A 22231-nucleotide genomic window follows, 5' to 3' on the forward strand; every position below is an offset into this window, starting at 1 on the left:
ATTTCAATTAGTAAATAAGAAAATGAAACTAAAAAATATATCAACAGCCATATTAGCTAGCCTTTTAGGAGTTGTAGCAATGGCTCAGGAGAAGAAAAATAACCACGATCAAGAAATCAACGCGCTTATAAAGAAAATGACCGTTGAGGAGAAAGTGGGACAAATGGCGCAAATCACGCTAGATGTTATAGGAAAAGGGAACGACCGTTATACTAGTTTCGAACCTTTGCAGCTCGATCAAGATGAGATGAAAAAAGCATTGGGAGATTACCATATCGGGTCGGTTTTAAATACGGCAAATAACCGCGCATTATCTAAAGAAAAATGGTTTGATATTATTAAGGAGATTCAAGACTTTTCTATTGATAAAACTAGACTCGGGATTCCAAATATCTATGGGGTAGATGAAATTCATGGAGCTACTTATACAGCTGGAGCAACAATGTTTCCGCAGCAAATAGCGCAAGGAGCAGCTAGAAACCCTGAATTAACAAAAAGAGGAGCGGAGATTACTGCTTACGAAACTCGTGCTAGTAATATTCCGTGGTCTTTTTCTCCAGTTTTAGATTTAGGTATGGACCCAAGATTTTCAAGAATGTGGGAGTCTTTTGGTGAGGATCCATATTTATGTACAGTACTTGGAGTAGCTGCTATTGATGGATATGAAGGAGAGGATAATGATATTTCGGACCCTACAAAAGTGGCGGTAAGTTTAAAGCATTTTCTTGGTTATCACGCTACTATTTCTGGGAAGGATAGAACGCCGTCTTATATTCCTGAAGATGCATTAAGAGAATATCATTTACCTGCTTTTAAAGCTGCTATTGAGGCTGGAGCACACACTATTATGATTAATTCTGGAATTATAAATGGAGTTCCTGTACATGCTAATTATGAGTTGTTAACGAAGCTTCTTAAAGAAGAATTAGGTTTTGAAGGTTTGGTAGTTACCGATTGGGCAGATATTGAAAACTTGCATAGAAGAGACCGTATTGCTGCTACAGATAAAGAAGCTATTATGTTGGCTATAAACGCTGGGATAGATATGTCTATGATTCCTTATAATTATGAGGTTTTCTGTGATGGATTGATAGCATTAGTGAAAGAAGGTAAGGTCAAAGAAGCTCGTTTAGATGATGCTGTAAGGAGAATTTTAAAAGTAAAATATGCTCTTGGTCTTTTTGAAAACCCAAATACTAATCACAAAGATTATCCAGAGTTTGGGAGTAAAAAACATGAGCAGGATTCTTATGATATGGCAGCTGAAGCAATTACATTGCTAAAAAATGAGAATAATATTCTTCCATTGAAAAAAGGGACTAAGGTATTGGTAACAGGACCAAATGCTAATTCTATGCGTACACTTAATGGGGCATGGACATATTCTTGGCAAGGAGAGAAAACTCCTGAATTTGCAGAGCAGTATAACACTATTTTAGAAGCAGTACAGCAAATTAATGGAGAAGAAAATACTGTTTTTGTTGAAGGTGTTTCTTATAAAATGGACGGCAGTTATTATGAAGAGGAGAAAAATGATTTTGATAAAGCTATAGAAGCTGCCAAAGGTGTAGACGTTATTTTTCTTTGTTTAGGAGAGAATACCTATACAGAAAAGCCAGGAGATTTAAACGATTTATATATTTCTGATGATCAAACAGAGCTAGCATTGAAATTAGCGGAAACAGGAAAGCCTGTTGTCTTGATTTTAAATGAAGGACGTCCGCGAATAATTAGTAAGTTCGAAAGACAGACAAGTGCAATTGTACAGACGTATTTACCTGGGAATTTTGGTGGTGACGCATTGGCTGACATACTTTTTGGAGAGGTAAATCCTTCTGGGAAGTTACCATATACATATCCAAGATATCCTAATGCTACAATTCCATATATCCATAAACCTTCTGAAGAGCAAAAGAAAGCTGAAGGCGTTTATAACTATGAAGCAGATTACAATCCGCAGTTTCGATTTGGTTTTGGTTTGAGTTATACCACTTTTGAGTATAGTAATCTTAAATTAAGTGCTCAAACTATTAAAAAGGGAGCTGATGTTGAGGTTTCGGTGGAGGTAGAAAATATAGGTAAAAGAATAGGAAAAGAAGTTGTAGAATTATACACTTCTGATAAATATGCGAGTAGCGTTACTCCAGATGTAAAGAGACTCCGTAGATTCCAAAAAATAGAGTTGAAACCTGGAGAGCGTAAAACAGTGAAATTTGTTTTACATCCAAAAGACATGAGCTATTTTGGACAGAATGGAAAAGAAATTCTTGAAGCTGGTGCTTTTGAAGTTATAATTAATGACTTGGTAAAAGAATTTAACGTAACCCAATAACCTGACCTACTGGTTAATTTTCCCCTCAAAAAGATCTTAGATTTAATATAGTTAAGGTCAAAAAAAAGAGGCTTCGCAGAAGCCTCTTTTTGTATTTTTATTTTCCAGGGAAATCAGCTTTTCGTTTTTCTAAGAAAGCTGTAGTTCCTTCTTTAAAATCTTCAGTTCCGAAACACTCACCAAAGGATTCTATTTCTTTATTGTAACCGCTATTGCTAAATCCAGCATTTATAGAATTAATGGCGGCAGCAATTGCAACAGGTGAGTTTTTAATTATTTTACCAGCAATTCTTTTACAGAAAGGAATGAGTTCCTCTTGTGCAACCATATGGTTTATCAGTCCAGACATTAACGCTTGTTCTGTGCCTATCATCCCAGCGGTTAATATCATTTCCATAGCACGTCCTTTACCTACTAATTGTGGGAGTCTTTGCGTACCTCCATAACCAGGAATTACACCCAAAGAAGTCTCTGGAAGTCCCATGCGAGCATTGTCACTTGCAATTCTAAAATGGCAAGCCATCGCAAGTTCTAATCCGCCACCTAAAGCAAAACCATTTATGGCTGCAATTACAGGTGTTTGCATGCGCTCCACTTGATTAAATAGTAATTCTTGCCCTTTTGCAGCTAGTTGTGAACCTTCATAAACCGAAAAGTCAGCAAATTCTGCAATATCTGCACCAGCAACAAAAGCCTTTTCTCCAGCTCCAGTAATGATGACAAGGCGAACATCTTCGTTTTCATCTAAATCTTTAAAAGCATGATGAAGCTCTTCAATAGTTGCTCTGTTAAGGGCATTTAATTTTTTTGGTCTGTTGATAGTAATTAAACCGATTTGGTCTTCAATTTCAATCAATATATTTTTAGGATCCATACCTTTCTTTTATTTTTCTTATTCAGATTGTGCCTTAAATTTAGGAAAAGAAACTGTAAATACCGTGCCTTTACCTAAAACAGATGATAAACATATGTGTCCGTTATAAGTTTCCACAATATTTTTTACCATTCCTAATCCTAATCCCATTCCACTTGTTTTGGTGGTGAATTTAGGTTCAAATATTTTTTCTTGATTTTCTTCAGCAATACCAATCCCATTATCTGAAACAGAAATTTTTACTTCGTCTTCATCAGAATATACATTTACTACAATTTTAGGATCATCATTTTCTGTAATCGCTTGTGTGGCATTTTTCACTAGATTGGTAATTACTCTAATAAGCTGTGTACGGTCTAATTTGGCAATTATTTCTTTTTCATCAGTAATAAAACGGATATAATCTTCATTAAAAATATCTACTGATAGTTTTACAACTTCAATAACATTTAGTGTCTCATTTTGTTGAGCAGGCATGTTCGCAAAACTTCCAAAGGCGGATGCAATGCTGCTCATGGTATCTATTTGCTGAATTAGCGTTTTTGAAAACTCATCAATTTTATGTTTAGCATTCTCATCGGAAGGATCGAATTTTTGCTGAAAGCTCTGCACGCTTAAACGCATTGGAGTAAGTGGGTTTTTAATCTCGTGAGCTACTTGTTTAGCCATCTCTCGCCACGCTTGTTCGCGTTCGCTTTTTGCTAAGAGAGCTGCACTTTTTTCCAGTTCATCAATCATTCCGTTGTAACCATCTACAAGAGCTCCTATTTCTTCACTTGGATCGTCTAAAAGTATTTTCTGATTCTGTTTACTCAACCTAGTTTGCTGTAATTTCTCACTTATAGCTTTTAAAGATCTTGTGATGTATTTGGATATTATATAGGCCAACATTACTGCTAGCACTAATAATAAGACGTAAACTGCAGCCAAGCGAAGTAAAAATTCTTTTAGCTCGTCATTATTAAATGTATCGTCTTCGTAATATGGAATATGTAAAATCCCGATAGGTTTAAACTTAGGATCTAAAATATAACTGTATGCAGATTGGAATCTGTTTCCTGCAGTTTTAGTTTTCTCGATATATCTTTTTTTGGAACTAGCAGATAGTCCATGGATAATACTGTAGTCTAAATCGTCATAAAAATCATCCTGCTCTATTCTAGGTTTAGAGCTTAATATAAGTCTCCCTTCTAGGTCGTAAACATTAAAATTAATATCTAAAACATCGGAAGCCTCGTAGATTGCATGCTTATATTCCAGAATATATTTTAGATTGTCTGTCTTTACTTCCCAAGTAGTATTTTTTAAGATGTAATCTATTTGAGCATTAAGCTGGTCTTCCTTGCGTTGCAAGTATTCTTTGTGGTAATCTTCTGCTTGCTCTTTATATTGGTATATAGTAACGCCTGCAATTAGCACGGAGGCTAAAATCACAATGAAGATCATGGTGAAAAAAATGCGCGTTCTAAGCGATAATTTATTGTACACTGGCGTGGCTTTTCTTTTTTGTCAGCAGTAAAAAAAATTAATACTGATTTTAATTTTAAATATAACAATAATTAAGCCAACATATAATAGAAGCATATGCTTAATTAAAAGAAGAAAAAGAGTCCTAATATTTTGTAGCCAAACTATCACTACCTATGTAGTTAGGAAACGTTGGGTTTGTATTCTTAAGAATGTATGCTCTTTATAAAAATTAGGTTGGTATTTTATCGTGTACTTTAGTGTGCTTTCCATCATTCCAAAGTGTTAGAATATCTGTTCCAACTTGAGCGCCACTTCCAGCAGCAATTGCAAACTGACTACGCCAACCTGCTAATGTTCCAGCAACATAAATACCATCAGTAACAATATGATTTGTATTTTTTAACTGAATTCTATTCTTTTCAGCGGGACTTAAAGCATGTGGCTCCATGTATTGCTTCAGCCCTTCAATATCAAACATATCTGTATATCCAAGCGCTATTACAACAAGCTTAGATTGGTAGCTACTTTTGTTGGTTGTTACCGTAAAATTTCCAGCATTTCCAGTAATTGAAACAACTTTTTCTGAATGGATTTGAGAAACATGTGGGTACAGAGTAGCGAGTTGCTTTTTACCTTCATTTAAAATATCCATTCCTGTAGTACCAGGTGCAATTCCGAGAACGTTATTGAATAATGCAGATTGTAAGTGAGATGCTTTTTGATGCATTACAATCCCAATCTTTTTGTCTTTAGCATAAGCAGTTTTATTTGCAGAACCTACAACAAGTGCACATTGCATTCCTGCTGCGCCACCACCTATAATTAAAACATCGAACATTACTCTTTCTCTTTTATTTTTTGCTGAATTTTTTTAGACTGATAGAAAATAGCAAGCAGTAATATTGCGCAAAGAGCGGCAAATATTCCAATAACAGCAACAAGGCTATCTCCCTCTAATAAATTGTTATAATCTAACATGGTAACATTAAAAGCTATCATGGCAACTGCAGCTATAATAAGTATAATAGTAAGTACTTTCATGTGATTACTTTTTTGTCTTTCGACGTTTTTTTATTTTCTGATATTCTCAGAAAGGCTTCTTTTGTTTAAAATAATCCAGTAACGTTACTTGCAAATAACTTTACTGAAATTGCTAACAAAATTACACCAAAAATTTTACGAATAACAGCTAATCCAGATTTACCTAGCACCTTTCCGATTTTACTTGATGATTTTAACACTAGATAAACTATGCAAATATTTACAATAATGGCAACAATTATGTTTTCTACGTGGAATTCTGCACGTATAGAAAGTAACGTTGTCATTGTTCCGGCACCTGCAATTAATGGGAAGGCTAACGGAACGATTGAAGCCGTTTCTGGAGCGTCATCTTTATACAACGTGATTCCTAATATCATTTCTATAGCTAGAAAAAATAAAATAAATGCACCGGCTACAGCAAATGAGTTTACATCTATACCAATAAGGTTTAGAATTTCTTCTCCAATAAATAAGAAGGCAATCATAATTATAGCGGCAACAATTGAAGCCTTTTCAGACTGAATATGGCCTACTTTATTCCTTAAATCTACAATAATAGGTACGTTTCCAACGATATCTATAACTGCAAATAGAATCATTCCTGCTGTAAATATTTCCTTAAGATCAAAATTCATAACTAAAAATTTTAAAAAGCGTGCAAAGCTATAAATAACTTATTGATTTATAGCTCCTAAATCGAATAAAAAATAGAGATTTTTTTTACAGTTTCTGCTTGCCAAAATTGGTATATTTGCAGCATGTTTCAAATAGGAAAAACCATAGTATCCGAAGAGATTTTGGAGAACGATTTTGTATGCAACCTGTCGGCTTGTAAAGGGGCTTGTTGTGTAGATGGAGAGGCTGGTGCTCCAGTAGAAGATGAGGAAATTAGTGTTTTGGAAGAAATATATCCTAAAGTAAAGCCATTTTTACGAAAAGAGGGAATTGCTTCTATAGAGAAAAATGGTACGTATGTAAAAGGAGAAGATGGTGAGTGGGAAACTCCACTTGTTAACGGGAGTGAATGTGCGTATGTTACTTTTGCAGATAATGGAACCGCTCTTTGTGGAATCGAGCAGGCTTATAACGCGGGAGAAGTGTCTTGGAAAAAGCCAGTTTCTTGTTACTTATATCCAGTTAGAATAAAGCAATACCAAGAATTTGCAGCTGTAAATTATCATAAATGGCATATTTGTGATGATGCATGTTCGTTAGGAAAGGAACTTCAGGTGCCTGTCTATAAATTTGTAAAAAACGCACTTATAGAAAAATTTGGCGAAGATTGGTATAAAGAATTAGAAGTAGTAGCTAAAGATCTAGGATATTAATTTGTAGTCCTAAAAAGATAAAATTTATTTTATAAAAGTCTATGCAGTTACAACTGCATAGACTTTTTTTGTTTTGAACCGCTAGCGTTGTTTTTGTTTTTTGAAATGAATTTCAACCTTATTTATGGCTCTTTATCGTGATATTACATGAGTTCTCAGCGTTATTTTATATGGAATATCTTACTTTTCAACATTTTGATTAACAATGGCTTAACAGTCCGCTGTTTATCAGTACTTAAGATACATTTCAACAGTTCTTGTTAAAAACTTTTAAAATTATGTATGTTAATAACCTTTCAATTTAGCCGACATTTTTCAATCTTTGTTAGTCCCCGGCCACAAGAAAATTCAAATTTCAAAACGCTAAAAATCAGAATAAATGTCAGCAGAAGTAGAACCAATCTTACAAGAAAATAAAGACCGATTTGTTATTTTTCCAATTCAGCACCATGATATTTGGGAATGGTATAAAAAGCAAGAGGCTTGTTTTTGGACTGCAGAAGAAATTGATTTACATCAGGATTTATCAGACTGGAAAGATAAACTTAATGATGACGAGCGTTATTTTATAAAACACATTTTAGCATTTTTTGCTGCATCAGATGGAATTGTAAATGAAAATTTAGCTGAGAACTTTGTAAATGAAGTGCAGTATTCTGAAGCTAAATTCTTTTATGGTTTTCAAATAATGATGGAGAATATTCATTCAGAAACCTATTCGTTATTAATAGATACATATGTTAAGAATGAAAAAGAAAAGAATCAACTTTTTAAAGCGATAGAGAATTTTCCAGCTATTAAAAAGAAAGCAGATTGGGCTTTAAAATGGATTGAATCTCCAAGTTTTGCAGAGCGATTAATTGCTTTTGCTGCGGTAGAAGGGATTTTCTTTTCTGGAGCATTTTGTTCTATCTTTTGGTTGAAAAAACGTGGGCTAATGCCAGGATTAACATTTTCTAATGAGTTAATCTCTCGTGATGAAGGGATGCACTGTGATTTTGCAGTACACCTACATAATACACACTTAAAAAATAAAGTAAGCAAAGAGCGTATCAAGGAGATTATTGTAGATGCATTAGATATCGAAAGAGAGTTTATTACCGAGTCGCTTCCTGCGAGTTTAATTGGAATGAATGCTACTTTAATGACCCAGTATCTTGAGTTTGTTACCGATAGACTTTTAGTGGAACTGGAATGTGAGAAAATTTATAATTCTACAAATCCATTTGATTTCATGGACATGATTTCCCTACAAGGAAAAACAAATTTCTTTGAGAAGCGTGTTTCAGAATATCAAAAAGCGGGTGTACTTAGTAAAGATGATGAAGATCAGAAAATAAGCTTCGACGCAGATTTCTAAAGAGAAAATATAATTAGGAGGGAACTCCAAAATTCATAAATTATTTTAATATAGCTCAAGTTTGTAGAGGCTTGAGTAGGAATAACTATCCTTTAATTTTTAAATATTGTAGCGTATGTATGTACTTAAAAGAGACGGTAGAAGTGAGCCTATTATGTTCGACAAGATTACGGCAAGAGTTCGTAAACTTTGCTATGGGCTAAACGAGTTAGTAGATCCAGTAAAAGTCGCGATGCGCGTTATCGAAGGACTTTACGACGGAGTTACAACTTCAGAATTAGATAATTTAGCAGCAGAAATTGCCGCTACAATGACAACAACGCATCCAGATTATGCGCGTTTGGCAGCTAGAATATCTGTATCGAATCTTCATAAAAATACTAAGAAATCGTTTTCAGAAACGATGACCGATCTTTATGAGTATGTAAATCCACGTACAGGGAAAAAAGCACCTTTACTTTCTGATGAAGTTTATGATGTAATCAAAAAAAATGCTGATAAGCTAGATTCTTTGATTATCTATAATCGTGATTTTGGATATGATTACTTCGGATTTAAAACATTGGAGCGCTCTTATCTATTGAAATTAAATGGAAAGATTGCTGAGCGCCCGCAACATATGCTAATGCGTGTTTCTGTAGGAATCCATTTGGATGATTTAGACAGTGTTTTAGAGACGTATGAGTTGATGTCGAAAAAATATTTTACACACGCTACCCCTACATTATTTAACTCAGGAACGCCAAAACCACAAATGTCTTCTTGTTTTTTAATCACAACGAAAGAAGATAGTATTGATGGAATCTACGATACATTAAAGCAAACAGCGAAAATATCACAATCTGCAGGTGGTATTGGTCTATCTATTCATAATATCCGCGCTACAGGAAGTTATATTGCTGGAACCAATGGAACTTCGAATGGAATTGTTCCTATGTTGAAAGTTTTTAATGACACAGCTCGCTATGTGGATCAAGGAGGAGGTAAACGTAAAGGATCGTTTGCTATTTATATAGAACCTTGGCATGCTGATATTTTTGATTTCTTAGATCTTAAGAAGAATCATGGGAAAGAAGAAATGAGAGCGCGAGACCTTTTCTATGCAATGTGGATGCCAGATTTATTCATGAAGCGTGTAGAAGAAAATGGAGAATGGACGCTTATGTGTCCTAATGAATGTCCAGGTCTTTGTGATGTTCATAGTGAAGAATTTGAAGCTTTATATACAAAATACGAACAAGAAGGAAAGGGAAGAAAAACAATCAAGGCGCGTGAACTTTGGGAGAAGGTATTGGAGTCTCAAATTGAAACGGGAACGCCATATATGTTATATAAAGATGCTGCCAATAGAAAATCCAATCAAATGAATTTAGGGACGATTCGTTCTTCAAATCTTTGTACGGAAATTATGGAGTATACTTCTCCAGATGAGGTTGCGGTTTGTAACCTTGCGTCTATTGCATTGCCAATGTTTGTAAAAGGACATGAATTTGACCATAAGGAGCTTTTTAAGGTAACAAAAAGAGTAACAAGAAACTTAAACCGTGTAATTGATAGAAATTACTATCCAGTTAAAGAAGCTGAGAATTCAAATTTCCGTCACAGACCAATTGGATTAGGAGTGCAAGGATTGGCAGATACTTTTATAAAACTGCGTATGCCTTTTACTTCTGATGAAGCTAAAAAGTTAAATCAAGATATTTTTGAAACACTTTATTTCGCTGCTGTAACTGCTTCTATGGAAATGGCAAAAGAAGAAGGACCTTACCAAACATATGAAGGTTCACCAATTTCTAAAGGAGATTTCCAACACAATTTATGGGGAATTAATGATGACGAACTTTCTGGAAATTGGGACTGGGGAAAACTTAGAAAAGAAGTACTTAAGAATGGAGTTAGAAACTCACTTTTAGTGGCGCCAATGCCTACAGCTTCAACTTCTCAGATTCTTGGAAATAATGAGTGTTTTGAACCGTACACTTCTAATATTTATACACGAAGAGTTCTTTCTGGTGAATTTATTGTAGTTAATAAACATTTATTAGAAGACTTGGTAGATTTAGGTCTGTGGACAGAAGAGTTGAAGCAAGAGCTTATGAGAGCGAATGGTTCTATTCAGCATATAGAAACAATTCCTGAAGATATTAGAGAGCTTTATAAAACTGTTTGGGAGTTAAGTATGAAAGATATTATCGATATGTCTCGCCACAGAGGGTATTTTATCGATCAGTCGCAATCGCTTAATTTATTTATGGAAGGTGCAAACTACGCCAAACTTACTTCGATGCATTTCTACGCTTGGAAAAGTGGACTTAAAACAGGAATGTATTATTTAAGAACCAAGTCTGCTGTAGATGCCATTAAATTCACAGTAGATAACACGAAAAAGTCTGCTGTTGTTCCTGCCGAAGCTGCTAAAGTAGGTGCTAAAGCTGTTGCTTCAACACCAGTTGCTGTAGAGCCGTTGTCTCCACAAGAGTTAAAAGAGATGCTAGCTAAATCTAGAGATGGTGAAGATGACGATTGCTTAATGTGCGGATCTTAATCAAATAAATATTTTTGACACTATATAAAAGGGAAGTTGTTTTTTGCAGCTTCCCTTTTTGCATTACTCTAACAAGCAATGTAAAACTTACGTTAATCCATCTTAATATTTTGTCTGTGCTTATGAAATAGCCTATCTTATAGCTATGGAAAATGTATTAGTAGCAGGTGCCAACGGTACCACAGGAAAAATAATAGTAAATCTTTTAGATAAATCTCAATATTTCACGCCCATTGCAATGGTTCGTAGTAAAGATCAGCAATCGCAATTTGAGAGTAAGAATATAAAAACCATTTTAGGCGATTTGGAAGAAGATCTTTCGCATACCGTAAAAGATGTTGATAAAGTTATTTTTGCCGCTGGTTCGGGAGGTAAAAAGGTTGTAGAGGTTGATCAAGAAGGAGCAAAACGATTGATAGATGTTTCTAAAGTAGCAAATATCAAAAAGTTTGTAATGTTAAGTTCTATGGGAGCAGATAATCCTGAATCTGTAGATCAATTAAAAGATTATTTGATAGCTAAACAAAAGGCAGATCTTCATTTAAAAGAGAGTGGATTGCAATTTACAATTGTTCGTCCTGGAGCTTTAAAAAATGATGCTGGTGTTGGAATGATTCAGCTAAAGGAAAAATTAAATAAAAGAGGTGATATCAGTAGGGAAGATGTTGCACAAACTTTAGTTAGGGTATTACATGATGACGCTGCGAACAATGCAGTCTTTGAAATCTTAGAAGGTGATACTTTAATAGCAGAAGCCATTGATAAAGTGTAGCTTTCTATTGTAAGATATAAACAAAAGAGGGACATTGCGATACACAATGTCCCTCTTTATTTATTGATAATATTTATTATTTATCTTCATCAACAGTAATCTCTGCTTTTGGTACAGAGCTATCATATTGATCGTTGTACATTTCTAAAAGATTCATAGTAGCTACCACAAGATCTTTTGTTTCAGTTAATAAGCTAAAGTAAAGAGATGTGTTTTTCGGACTTGATTCTTCAGTACGAGTTCTTGAAATCTGTTTTTCAATCTTCTTACTTACACTTTCTAAAAGTCCTTGCTTCTCTTTAATAATTGTACTTATATCTTCAAAAGCACGCGCATCAAAACTCTTCTTAATATTCTTGAATAATGATTGAATATCATTCTGAAGTTCTAATAATTCTCGCGTTTGATTGAATTTTAGTTTCTTATGATTGTTATTAACGTGTTTGTATGATGATTTACCAATATATTCTAATGATTGAGCCATATCTTGAAGATATCCTAACACATTTATATAGAAATGGCTAGCTCCAACACTAGATTCATCTAAATTCTTTATAAAATAGAATACACTTTCTTGAAGTTCATCAATCTCTGAAGTCAGTTTATCATTACCTTTCTTAGACTTCTTAAGTTGTTTTAAGTCTTCTTTAGAAAGTCCAGTAATAGCGTCAGTATAAATTTTTGAAGCTCTGTTTGCAACAGCAGCTATATTATCTGCACTTTCTTCGATAACACCTTGAATAGAGCTACTTTCTGCTCTGTTAAGACTGTCTTCTTCTTTTATTCCACTAGATTTCTTTTTGTAGTTTAAGTAGTTTCTAACTAATAAAACAATAGCAAAGAATAACAGAATAGCGATTGCTGCTGGCCCTCCAATATAGATTAGGTATGCCATTACTGCTGCTGCAATAAATGCAGAAAATGCAGTAAAGAACCAACCTCCAATAACATTAAATACCCCTGCAACACGATATACAGCACTGTCTCTTCCCCAAGCTCTATCTGCTAAAGAAGTACCCATTGCCACCATAAAGGTTACATATGTTGTAGATAATGGTAGTTTCATTGAAGTTGCTACAGAAATTAGAATTCCAGCAATCATCAAGTTTACAGCTGCTCTAATAAGATCGAAAGCAGGTAAATCTGGGTCGTTTTTCTTATCTGCAGAAATTACAGGTTTTTCAAACTGTGCGTTTATTTTTCTCTGTGTTTCTTTAGGTAAAACTAAGTTTATTCCTTGGCTAGCTTTTGTAGAAGCTCTAACAATCCATCTTGATAATAAGTTAGGCTGAAACTTCTCTTTCCCTTCATCTTGTCTTGATAGTCCTATTTCTGTTTCAGCAACAGATCTAGCCTTTTTAGAGAACCATAATGTTAATACCATAACGCCACCTGCTATAAAAAGTAATAGAGGCTCTGTAGGTACTTTTTCAGCTAGCGATCCCATTGCAAATTGATCGGGAGCAACTCCAGATCCAGCCCATGCTTCGTATGAGTGGTAAGCCGCCATTGGAACTCCAATGAAGTTTACAAGGTCATTTCCAGAGAAAGCTAATGCTAATCCGAAAGTTCCCATCACAATAACAAGAACTAAAATATTCTTCTTAAAAACACGCATGTATAAGAAAGAAAATAAAGACCAAAATATAAAGCTTCCAATTAGTACTAATAATTCATTTCCCTCTGTAACACCTTTTATGTTATCGTAATAAGGAGTTCCTTTAAGACCTTTCATGAAAATGAAATAGGTAATTCCTGTAAGAGCAAAACCTCCAAATAAAGCTCCGAAATTTTTCATTCTTTTCTCATAATGAAAAGAAAATATAAGTCTCGATATAAATTGTACGATGGCTCCTACGGTAAAAGCAATTACTACGGAAAGTAAAATTCCAGAGATAATGACCAGTGCTTGGTCAGAATTGATGTATTTAGAAAGATCGGCTACTGTTTCGCTGTCTGACGCTCCAATTTTTATAAGTGCAACAGCTACAGCGGCTCCTAATAATTCGAAAACTATGGAAACAGTTGTTGAGGTTGGCATTCCTAGGGTGTTGAAGAAGTCTAACAGAAGAATATCTGTTATCATAACAGCCATGAAAATGATCATGATCTCATTAAACATAAATTCCTTGGGGATGAAAATTCCTTTTCGGGCAACCTCCATCATTCCACTAGAAAAAACAGCTCCGATAAAGATACCTAAGCTGGCAATAATCATGATAGATTTAAAGGATATTGCCTTAGAACCTATCGCGGAGTTAAGAAAGTTAACGGCGTCGTTACTAACTCCGACAATTAGATCGGCGATAGCTAGAATCGCTAAAGCTACAATCATTAACAAATAAATATTATCCATAATATCAAATATAATTATTCTGTTTTATATAACTACTTACTATTCAGTTTTTTGCCCGTAAAGCTTTTCAAGCTTCAAAAATCAATATTTTATTCGGGTTATTACTATATCTTTTTACCTTTTTTGGTGTTTTTTTAAAAATGTACTTCTAACTGCAACCTTGCCATTAATTGATTTGTGTTTTCGTATACTGACAAATAGCTAAAATCTGTTTGAACTTTTAATTTATGACCTACAATATATTTTGAAACTCCTAATGTGTATTGGTTTTGTGTGCTTTTTAATGTTAAAGATCTGTCCAAATCTATGTTTGTGTAACGAGTACTTACTTCCCAATTATTTTTAAATAGATAACCAGCTTGTAAGTTTACAGCATTCCCAACCTGTACAATGTCTTCAGTTGCAGTTCCGTCAGAATTTTTAGCTATGGGATCGTCAGCATTTCGATCTGCATATTCTCCTAGAAAAGAAAAGCCTTTATATTTAAACACGGCATCTATAAATAGGGTGGAAATATCCGTTTGGTATTCTCCTATATCATTTTCCATAAAGCTCCCCATATTGCTCCTCGTTTTTATGGCATCATCATTAAAATCGTACGAGGCTGCAATCATTAGTTTGGGTACTTCTTCACGATTTAATGCGCTTCCTTGATATTCATTGTTTCCTTTAAAAGCTCCAAATGGAAGCAATTCTATTCTTCCCGTGTATTGGTATCCTCCTTTGTTTCCTACGGTTACATTTCTTCCTTCTCCTTGAGAAAAAGCAAATATATCTCTGATTAAAAATTTTGGGGTGATATTGAAATGATGTCTTATTTGTGCTCCTATATCTCTGTCGATGTTAAATTCAGCATTTAGTAAAGAACGATCTACAAATTGTAAATTTCCTGAAGAAGTTACACGCTCCACATTTCCAGGTAATTTGGTTTGTCCTACCCATAAGCTGAAATTTTTGTAAAAATTCCATTTCACTAATGCATCATAAATATATCTTGGGGTGTTGTTTGTATATTTTGAAGCTCCAGAAATATCTCTGTTGGATAATCCAATTTCTATTTTATAAGTCAACTTTTCATCGAGAATAAAACCATCGAATTTTAAACGTGCTCTACGGATTAAGAAGTTGGTGTTAGCATCGCCTATATTACCATCTTCTTCACTCCATGTTGCACTTCCAAGTAATTGCATTCTGGTACCAAACTTCATACTCCAAGTGCTGTCTTTTCCGACAATATTTAAAATTCCCTTGCCAAAACGAGGCGCCTTAACTTCTTGAGCATTTATACGCATGCAGAAGAAGCTAAACAGCATAAATACTGTTAATAAATACTTCATTTATTTCTTAGTTTTTGTCGCTGCAAAGAACAGATTGTAATGTTAAGAAATTGTTTCCTGTATATTATTTAATTAAGAATAATATACGAAAAAAAAGGCTGCCAAAAGGCAGCCCTCATATTTCTATAACGAAGTCGACAAAAACTAAGTGTTAATGAAATATCATATAATTAAATGAAGCAGCAAAAATCTAGTTTTAACTTCAATTATATGTAAACAAATAATTAAGTTAGTATTAATTTTTCTTTTGAAGTTAAACATTGATATGGTTGCATTCTATTTTTACTAATGTCTTTATTGCAGCTTAGTTGCAACAAGTAATTTACATAATGTGCTATTATAAATTTACACAATGTTCCTTTTTAAGGAATCTGTAATGTATCTTGCAATCCTAAATTTATAGTATGAATTGGGAAGAATTATTGTCGCTTAAAAGAGCAAATGATACACACAAAAGACTTCGTAAAGAGGAAAACGAAACTCGATTAGGGTTTGAAGTTGATTATGACCGAATTATATTTTCTTCTGCCTTTAGAAGCCTACAAGATAAAACTCAAGTAATCCCTTTATCAAAAACCGATTTTGTACATACACGATTAACTCACAGCTTAGAAGTTTCTGTTGTTGGAAGGAGTTTGGGAAGAACCGTGGGGAAAGCTATTTTAGAGAAACATCCTTATTTATCTGAAGTTCATGGTTACAAATTTAATGATTTTGGTGCCATTGTTGCTGCTGCTGCGTTGTCTCATGATATTGGAAATCCTCCTTTTGGACATAGTGGAGAGAAAGCAATAGGAGAGTACTTTAAAAATGGAAATGGATTAAATTATAAACCTCAATTAACGGATAAAGAATACCAAGACTTAATAGATTTCGAAGGGAATGCAAATGGATTTAAAATTTTGACTGAAAGCCGAGAAGGTATTATTGGTGGTTTACGATTAAGCTACGCTACTCTTGGAGCTTTTATGAAGTACCCAAAGCAATCGCTTCCCAAAAAGCCTACAAGTAAAATTGCAGATAAGAAGTTTGGTTTTTTTCAATCTGAAAAAGAAGTTTTTGATGATGTAGCTAAGGAGTTAGGCTTGATTGAAACGACAAGAGGTGAAGATTTTTCTTACGCGCGTCATCCATTGACTTTTTTAGTTGAAGCTGCAGATGATATTTGTTATACTATTATAGATTTTGAAGACGGAATTAATCTTGGTTTGATTCAAGAGGAATATGCCTTGGAGTATCTTATCAAATTAGTAAAAGATTCTATTAATACTGATAAATACCATTCTTTAACAACCAAAGAAGATCGATTGGGTTATTTACGAGCGCTATCAATAAGTACATTAATAGCAGATGCAGCACGGATTTTTATTGAAAACGAAGAGGCTATTTTGAATGGGGGTTTTCATGTGTCATTGCTTGAAAAATCAAAGTACAAAGCGCAGATTGAAGATATTATTAGCTTAAGTATCCAGAATATTTATCGTAGTAATGAAGTTATTCAGAAGGAAATAGTAGGTTATAAGATAATTAATCAACTTTTAGATGTTTTCTGCGGAGCTGTAATGAGAACTAGTGATGGAACTGCTACAAATTATGATAAATTAATTTTAAATATTCTTCCAGAAAAGTATAAAGTAATGTCTGGAGGTTACCTTTCATTATTATCTGTAGCGCAGTTTGTGGCAGGTCTTACCGATGGAAACGCATTGATGATATTCAATAAAATAAACGGGAGTTTAGTATAGCGTAATAAACTACTGAAGCGATATTGTAAAAAGGTTCCATTTTTAAATTGGAGCCTTTTTTAGGTTTTAAAATAGATTTTCTGAATAGTGCAAGGGAATTAAAAATTGTAAATAACACCCACTCCTAAAGCTTGCTTAAACTGAATTCTAGGACCATATGTTATTTTCTCTCCGGAAGGCGCTTCATATTCTTCAAACTTAACATCGTTATCATAAATAACTTGGGTTCCAATATTTGCAACCACATAGTCATTTACCTTAAGTTCTACATCTAATAACCAGTTAATATCCACATTTCCAAAACTGTTTAGATAATCGGTATACAACGTTAGTCTATTAGAAAGAAACATGTTTTTATAGATCTTCGTTTGATATGAATTTGTGATTAAAAAACCGAGTTCTGTTACTACTTGTTTACCGTCTCTAATTTTCACTCCATTTGCATCGTAAACAGCTTTATCTACACCGAAAGCACCTTGATCTGCCAAATCTTGATCTAAAACAAACGTAGATTTTTGAGTGATAGGAGAAACGTATAATTCAAAATCTTTGTCTTCTGGAGAGTATTCGCTACCAAAACCAAATAAGAAATACCCTGGAGCCATAAAACCTGAAATAGGGGTGTCTGTATCCGGATATTTGTAACCATTTGTAAACTGAGTATTGAAATTGGCTTTAGCAGAGAAATACCAATTAGATAGGTCTTCCATTTTAAAACCTAAAGTAGAATTTATAGCAAATGCATCCTCCGTTTTTCTAATTTTTTGACCTTCTTGTACGTTAAGACCATAACGCATTATCATTTCGTTATTCCACTGTACTTTTTTGTGCTTATAGTTTCTTTCAAACTTGGCATTTCCTAATCCGCTAATAGAGTTATTTCCCCCAGCATTCCAGTTTACAAAAGCAATCTCACTAATGTTCATTCCAACCTTATTGACACGTGACCAACGAGGAGGTAAAGGTTTATATTCTTTAATGATTTTTGTGAGGTTGATGGTGTCTCTTCCAGAGATAATAAAAACTTCTTTTGTTTTCTCATTAGTGTACACTTGCTGATCATCATCTTGAGCTTGCGCTAACGCTAAGAACATGAAAAAGAAGATAGTAAGAGAAATTCTCATTGTTAAGGTCAGAGTATTAGTTAGGATTAACAAAAATGGTGAAAAAAGATATCTTATAAAAATTTATTAAGCTTTTGGGCTATATTTTTTGAATTGATACCTATAATTTCCTGTAATTCTTCAACGCTTCCCTGTTCTATAAATTGTTTAGGAACACCTAAAATTACTATTCTGTTGGAATATTGATGCTTAATTGCAAATTCTGATATAGCGCTCCCCATTCCTCCATCTATAACGCCATCTTCTACAGTGAAGATAGTTGCGTATTTTGAAAATATATCGTGTAGTATTTCTTCATCTAAAGGAGCTACAAATCTTAAGTCGTAATGAGAAATTTTATCTGTATCCAAGCTGTCTATTGCTTCAGAAACATTTTGAGCCATATTGCCAATACTTATAACAGCAATTTCACTTCCTTTTTTTAGTAACAGCGCTTTTCCTATTTCAATTTCGGTAAAAGGCTGCCTCCAATCAATAGTTACACCTCTTCCTCGCGGATATCGAATTGCAATAGGAAGATTTAATCCTAGTTGTGCGGTGTACATTATATTTCGGAGTTCGATTTCATTTCTAGGAGCAAAAATTATAAGGTTAGGAATACATCTTAAAAAAGCAATATCAAATACTCCATGATGCGTAGCACCATCTTCTCCCACTAGTCCGGCTCGATCCAGACAAAATATTACAGGAAGCTTTTGGATGGCTACATCGTGAACCACTTGATCGTAAGCTCGCTGTATAAAAGTAGAATAGATATTGCAAAAAGGAATCATGCCTTGTGTGGCCATTCCTGCGGCAAGAGTAACAGCATGCTGCTCTGCAATACCAACATCAAAAGCACGATCTGGGAACTTTTCCATCATATATTTTAAGGAGCTTCCAGTTGGCATAGCTGGAGTGATACCAACAATTTTATCGTTTTTTTCTGCTAATTCTATTATTGTGGCTCCAAATACGTCTTGGTATTTTGGAGGTGTAATTTTGTTAGGTTTTATGATGAGTTCTCCAGTATTCTTATCAAACTTCCCTGGAGCATGGTATTTTACTTGATCTTCTTCAGCCTGCTTTAATCCTTTTCCTTTGGTAGTAATTACATGTAAAAACTTCGGTCCACTCATGTTTTTTAAGCGTTCCAGCTCTTTTAATAAACGAGGTATATTATGACCGTCTATCGGACCTCGATAATCGAAATTAAGCGCTTTTATTATGTTAGTTTTAGCAAGCTGTCTGTCTGTCTTTACATTGGTAAGATATTCTTTTAGAGCACCTACACTAGGGTCGATTCCAATAGCATTGTCATTTAGAATAATCAGTAAGTTAGCGTCACTCACACCAGCATGATTAAGTGCTTCAAAAGCCATCCCGCTTGCTATGGAGGCGTCTCCGATAACTGCTATATGTTGTTTTTCTTTTTCTCCTTTTAGATTAGAAGCGATCGCCATCCCTAGGGCTGCAGAAATAGAAGTAGAGCTATGTCCAACACCAAAAGTGTCATAAATACTTTCTTCTCTCTTTGGGAAACCACTAATTCCATTTAGTTGACGATTGGTATGGAAAACCGATTTTCTTCCTGTTAATATCTTATGTCCATAAGCTTGATGTCCAACATCCCAAACCAATTGGTCTGTCGGAGTGTTGAAAATGTAATGGATAGCAATAGTTAGTTCTACAACGCCTAAACTGGCTCCCAAATGACCTTCTTTTGTAGAGACAATATCTATAATATAATCTCGCAGCTCCTTAGCAACGGTAGGAAGGTCTTCTTTTTTTAATTTCCGAAGATCTTCAGGGAGTGTTATCGTATCTAAAAATGCATAATCCATAGTGCAAAAGTACAAACTATGTGTCGTTATTGTACATTATTTATTGGTACATCTTGGCTTTTTATTTCCTAAATACTTTTGTCTTTTTATGAGTTTTATATTTAAATATTATCCTATATTTGTAACCATTGTATAAGGTTGTGTAATATGGTTATTAAAGATTATTATTCTCTTTCAGAGGCGGCGGAAATTCTAGGAAAAAGTAAAGAGACTTTAAGGAGGTGGGATAGATGTGGCAAATTAAACGCTTTTAGGGAGCCAATTAGTGAATATAGAGTTTATAGAATGGACGATATAAATGCATTAATTGAGCCTATGTTTCCAAATTCTAATAATGAAGACCTTAATTATGAAGAGCCTTCTAGAGACTATAAGGTCTTAGAGTTATTTGCAGGTGCTGGAGGATTAGCGGTAGGGCTAGAAAAGGCTGGAATAAGTTGTGTTGCATTAAATGAAATTGATAAATGGGCTTGTCAGACATTGAGAGAAAATCGTCCTAAATGGAATGTTTTAGAAGGAGATGTTAGAAATTTTGATTTTTCAGAGTATAGTAATGAAGTTGATATTGTTACGGGAGGATTTCCTTGTCAAGCTTTTAGTTATGCAGGGAAAAAATTGGGATTAAATGATGCAAGAGGAACTCTTTTTTATGAGTTTGCAAGAGTTGTTAAAGAGGTAAACCCTTTAATATGTGTAGGTGAAAATGTAAAAGGACTACTTAGCCATGAAAAGGGAAAGACAATTCAAGGAATGATATCAATTTTAGATGAGATTGGGTATAATGTAGTTCCTGTTAAGGTATTAAAGGCTGTTCATTATAGAGTACCTCAAAAGAGGGAGCGAGTGATTCTTGTTGGAATAAGGAAGGATATCGATGTGCAGTTTGAGTATCCAGCTCCTCATAGTGGTGTTTTTACACTTAAGGATGCTCTAAAGAAAGGGAGTTTGTATAGTTGTGATGTTCCAATTTCTGAAGGAGCAAAATATCCCATTCATAAAAAGGAAATTCTTGATTTAGTTCCACCAAAGGGTTATTGGAGAGACCTTCCTGTAGAAATTCAAAAGGAGTACATGGGGAAGAGCTACTATTTGGGAGGTGGAAAAACTGGAATGGCAAGAAGAATAGGCTGGGATGAGCCTTCGTTGACTTTAACCTGTAGTCCTGCCCAAAAACAAACAGAACGCTGTCACCCTGATGAGACAAGACCGTTTACAGTTCGAGAATATGCTCGTATTCAAACTTTTCCAGATGAATGGAAATTTATGGGATCTGTATCTCAACAATATAAACAGATAGGAAATGCAGTGCCATGCAATCTAGGAGAGGAAATAGGATATTCTATTATTAAATTTTTAAATCAATATTATAAGGAGGGTCATGAAAACTTAGAAGAAATTTCTAATGCAAGTGCTTCTATGGTCTGATTTAAAACATTTGTTCCATCTACCTCTAAAGCTACTTCGCCAACAGCATCTATTAAATCTAAATAAAAATCTTCTTTTCCAGTAAGTCGGCGCCAAAAGTCTTTACCAATAATTACTGGGTATCGTTCTTTGATTCTTTTGTAGTGTGAACTCAATTCAGAATCTTGGCCATATATGACACCAACTATCATATCGTTAATCCCAATATTTAAATTATTAGTTCTAGCAAGATTTATGGTGCTTTGGAAGTGCCCAAAAATAGTTTCTACGTCATCATGATTAATAGTATTTGGACCTGATTTTAATTGGCAATACTTCTTTCTTCCATCTAATGCATCGATGAATTCAATATCTATTCCAGGAGTTGTAGAACCATAGCCTTCAAAAAGTTCACTAATTAATTTTTGGATTCTCATTCCAAACGATGTGTTAATGGAAGAGCCTAGTACTCTTGGTAATACCAATGCAGAAGCTATACTTTTAGAATCATCATTGCCTTTTAGAAAATTTGCTAAATATTTAAATAGAAAGGGGTTTACATTATAGTTAGAAAGCTTTGCTGCTTTTTTGCAGGCTACGTTGATATGAGAATCTACGATTTCATCTCTGAAGAAATCTTTAGCTTTCTCTAGTAGTAATATTCTTTCTTTTTCATCCATAATCAAATATAGTTAATTGTGATGGGTATAAAAGTAT

General features: G+C 34.2%; 17 protein-coding genes. 7 read left to right on the plus strand and 10 right to left on the minus strand.

Annotation, left to right across the window (positions count from 1 at the left end; genetic code table 11):
• The first annotated feature begins 22 nt into the window (after positions 1 to 22).
• Positions 23 to 2332, plus strand: a complete 2310-nt coding sequence (locus tag JM658_RS02870; RefSeq protein ID WP_236957717.1) for a glycoside hydrolase family 3 N-terminal domain-containing protein — start codon at positions 23 to 25, stop codon at positions 2330 to 2332.
• A gap of 97 nt (positions 2333 to 2429) precedes the next feature.
• On the opposite strand, the gene JM658_RS02875 is transcribed toward JM658_RS02870, so the two are convergent.
• From JM658_RS02875 to JM658_RS02895, 5 genes are all read right to left on the minus strand, one after another.
• Positions 2430 to 3206 carry an enoyl-CoA hydratase/isomerase family protein gene (locus tag JM658_RS02875; RefSeq protein WP_236957718.1) on the minus strand — a complete coding sequence of 259 codons (777 nt, stop codon included), beginning with the start codon at positions 3204 to 3206 and terminating at the stop codon, positions 2430 to 2432.
• Between the two features lie 18 nt (positions 3207 to 3224).
• On the minus strand, positions 3225 to 4652 hold the full coding sequence (locus JM658_RS02880; protein ID WP_236957719.1) for a sensor histidine kinase: 1428 nt from the start codon (positions 4650 to 4652) through the stop codon (positions 3225 to 3227).
• Positions 4653 to 4905: 253 nt separating this feature from the next.
• Positions 4906 to 5514: an FAD-dependent oxidoreductase gene (locus JM658_RS02885; RefSeq protein ID WP_236957720.1), complete on the minus strand. Its 609-nt coding sequence runs from the start codon at positions 5512 to 5514 to the stop codon at positions 4906 to 4908.
• Positions 5514 to 5717 (minus strand): hypothetical protein, encoded by a 204-nt coding sequence (locus JM658_RS02890; protein WP_236957721.1) that lies wholly within the window; start codon positions 5715 to 5717, stop codon positions 5514 to 5516. Before JM658_RS02890 ends, JM658_RS02885 begins: the two co-directional genes overlap by 1 nt.
• Positions 5718 to 5782: 65 nt before the next feature.
• Positions 5783 to 6355, minus strand: coding sequence for a MarC family protein (locus JM658_RS02895; RefSeq protein WP_236957722.1), 573 nt, complete (start codon positions 6353 to 6355; stop codon positions 5783 to 5785).
• A 123-nt stretch (positions 6356 to 6478) separates the two neighbouring features.
• Here JM658_RS02895 and JM658_RS02900 point away from each other — a divergent pair, with 123 nt between their 5' ends.
• From JM658_RS02900 to JM658_RS02915, 4 genes are all read left to right on the plus strand, one after another.
• Positions 6479 to 7048, plus strand: a complete 570-nt coding sequence (locus tag JM658_RS02900; RefSeq protein WP_236957723.1) for a DUF3109 family protein — start codon at positions 6479 to 6481, stop codon at positions 7046 to 7048.
• Positions 7049 to 7427: 379 nt separating this feature from the next.
• On the plus strand, positions 7428 to 8408 hold the full coding sequence (locus tag JM658_RS02905; RefSeq protein WP_236957724.1) for a ribonucleotide-diphosphate reductase subunit beta: 981 nt from the start codon (positions 7428 to 7430) through the stop codon (positions 8406 to 8408).
• Between the two features lie 115 nt (positions 8409 to 8523).
• Positions 8524 to 10953 carry a ribonucleoside-diphosphate reductase subunit alpha gene (locus JM658_RS02910; protein ID WP_236957725.1) on the plus strand — a complete coding sequence of 810 codons (2430 nt, stop codon included), beginning with the start codon at positions 8524 to 8526 and terminating at the stop codon, positions 10951 to 10953.
• A gap of 145 nt (positions 10954 to 11098) precedes the next feature.
• The gene (locus JM658_RS02915; protein ID WP_236957726.1) at positions 11099 to 11725 is read left to right on the plus strand and encodes an SDR family oxidoreductase; all 627 of its coding nucleotides are present in this window, start codon (positions 11099 to 11101) and stop codon (positions 11723 to 11725) included.
• A gap of 76 nt (positions 11726 to 11801) precedes the next feature.
• Here JM658_RS02915 and JM658_RS02920 read toward each other — a convergent pair whose 3' ends face one another.
• Entirely contained in the window at positions 11802 to 14081 is a 2280-nt protein-coding gene (locus tag JM658_RS02920) for an inorganic phosphate transporter (RefSeq protein ID WP_236957727.1), read from the minus strand.
• Positions 14082 to 14215: 134 nt separating this feature from the next.
• On the minus strand, positions 14216 to 15418 hold the full coding sequence (locus tag JM658_RS02925; RefSeq protein WP_236957728.1) for a porin: 1203 nt from the start codon (positions 15416 to 15418) through the stop codon (positions 14216 to 14218).
• A gap of 404 nt (positions 15419 to 15822) precedes the next feature.
• Between JM658_RS02925 and JM658_RS02930 the strand changes: the two genes are divergently transcribed.
• A complete protein-coding gene (locus JM658_RS02930) occupies positions 15823 to 17163 on the plus strand; it encodes a deoxyguanosinetriphosphate triphosphohydrolase (protein WP_236957729.1) in 1341 nt (446 codons plus the stop codon).
• A 98-nt stretch (positions 17164 to 17261) separates the two neighbouring features.
• On the opposite strand, the gene JM658_RS02935 is transcribed toward JM658_RS02930, so the two are convergent.
• Both JM658_RS02935 and dxs read right to left on the minus strand, forming a co-directional pair.
• On the minus strand, positions 17262 to 18287 hold the full coding sequence (locus JM658_RS02935; protein WP_236957730.1) for a DUF3078 domain-containing protein: 1026 nt from the start codon (positions 18285 to 18287) through the stop codon (positions 17262 to 17264).
• Positions 18288 to 18340: 53 nt separating this feature from the next.
• Positions 18341 to 20110, minus strand: coding sequence for a 1-deoxy-D-xylulose-5-phosphate synthase (dxs, locus tag JM658_RS02940; protein ID WP_236957731.1), 1770 nt, complete (start codon positions 20108 to 20110; stop codon positions 18341 to 18343).
• 147 nt (positions 20111 to 20257) lie between these two features.
• Between dxs and dcm the strand changes: the two genes are divergently transcribed.
• Positions 20258 to 21535 (plus strand): DNA (cytosine-5-)-methyltransferase, encoded by a 1278-nt coding sequence (gene dcm, locus JM658_RS02945; RefSeq protein ID WP_236957732.1) that lies wholly within the window; start codon positions 20258 to 20260, stop codon positions 21533 to 21535.
• Here the strand turns inward: dcm and JM658_RS02950 are convergent.
• A complete protein-coding gene (locus JM658_RS02950) occupies positions 21487 to 22194 on the minus strand; it encodes a PmeII family type II restriction endonuclease (protein ID WP_236957733.1) in 708 nt (235 codons plus the stop codon). The genes dcm and JM658_RS02950 overlap by 49 nt on opposite strands.
• Positions 22195 to 22231 lie beyond the last annotated feature (37 nt).

It is taken from the genome of Joostella atrarenae (genome assembly GCF_021764745.1).
GTDB lineage: Bacteria > Bacteroidota > Bacteroidia > Flavobacteriales > Flavobacteriaceae > Galbibacter > Galbibacter atrarenae.

Excerpts from the sequence above, each read along its gene's own strand:
- JM658_RS02870 (WP_236957717.1), top strand. The coding sequence starts at position 23 with ATGAAACTAAAAAATATATCAACAGCCATATTAGCTAGCCTTTTAGGA.
- JM658_RS02875 (WP_236957718.1), bottom strand. The coding sequence starts at position 3,206 with ATGGATCCTAAAAATATATTGATTGAAATTGAAGACCAAATCGGTTTA.
- JM658_RS02880 (WP_236957719.1), bottom strand. The coding sequence starts at position 4,652 with ATGATCTTCATTGTGATTTTAGCCTCCGTGCTAATTGCAGGCGTTACT.
- JM658_RS02885 (WP_236957720.1), bottom strand. The coding sequence starts at position 5,514 with ATGTTCGATGTTTTAATTATAGGTGGTGGCGCAGCAGGAATGCAATGT.
- JM658_RS02890 (WP_236957721.1), bottom strand. The coding sequence starts at position 5,717 with ATGAAAGTACTTACTATTATACTTATTATAGCTGCAGTTGCCATGATA.
- JM658_RS02895 (WP_236957722.1), bottom strand. The coding sequence starts at position 6,355 with ATGAATTTTGATCTTAAGGAAATATTTACAGCAGGAATGATTCTATTT.
- JM658_RS02900 (WP_236957723.1), top strand. The coding sequence starts at position 6,479 with ATGTTTCAAATAGGAAAAACCATAGTATCCGAAGAGATTTTGGAGAAC.
- JM658_RS02905 (WP_236957724.1), top strand. The coding sequence starts at position 7,428 with ATGTCAGCAGAAGTAGAACCAATCTTACAAGAAAATAAAGACCGATTT.
- JM658_RS02910 (WP_236957725.1), top strand. The coding sequence starts at position 8,524 with ATGTATGTACTTAAAAGAGACGGTAGAAGTGAGCCTATTATGTTCGAC.
- JM658_RS02915 (WP_236957726.1), top strand. The coding sequence starts at position 11,099 with ATGGAAAATGTATTAGTAGCAGGTGCCAACGGTACCACAGGAAAAATA.
- JM658_RS02920 (WP_236957727.1), bottom strand. The coding sequence starts at position 14,081 with ATGGATAATATTTATTTGTTAATGATTGTAGCTTTAGCGATTCTAGCT.
- JM658_RS02925 (WP_236957728.1), bottom strand. The coding sequence starts at position 15,418 with ATGAAGTATTTATTAACAGTATTTATGCTGTTTAGCTTCTTCTGCATG.
- JM658_RS02930 (WP_236957729.1), top strand. The coding sequence starts at position 15,823 with ATGAATTGGGAAGAATTATTGTCGCTTAAAAGAGCAAATGATACACAC.
- JM658_RS02935 (WP_236957730.1), bottom strand. The coding sequence starts at position 18,287 with ATGAGAATTTCTCTTACTATCTTCTTTTTCATGTTCTTAGCGTTAGCG.
- dxs (WP_236957731.1), bottom strand. The coding sequence starts at position 20,110 with ATGGATTATGCATTTTTAGATACGATAACACTCCCTGAAGATCTTCGG.
- dcm (WP_236957732.1), top strand. The coding sequence starts at position 20,258 with ATGGTTATTAAAGATTATTATTCTCTTTCAGAGGCGGCGGAAATTCTA.
- JM658_RS02950 (WP_236957733.1), bottom strand. The coding sequence starts at position 22,194 with ATGGATGAAAAAGAAAGAATATTACTACTAGAGAAAGCTAAAGATTTC.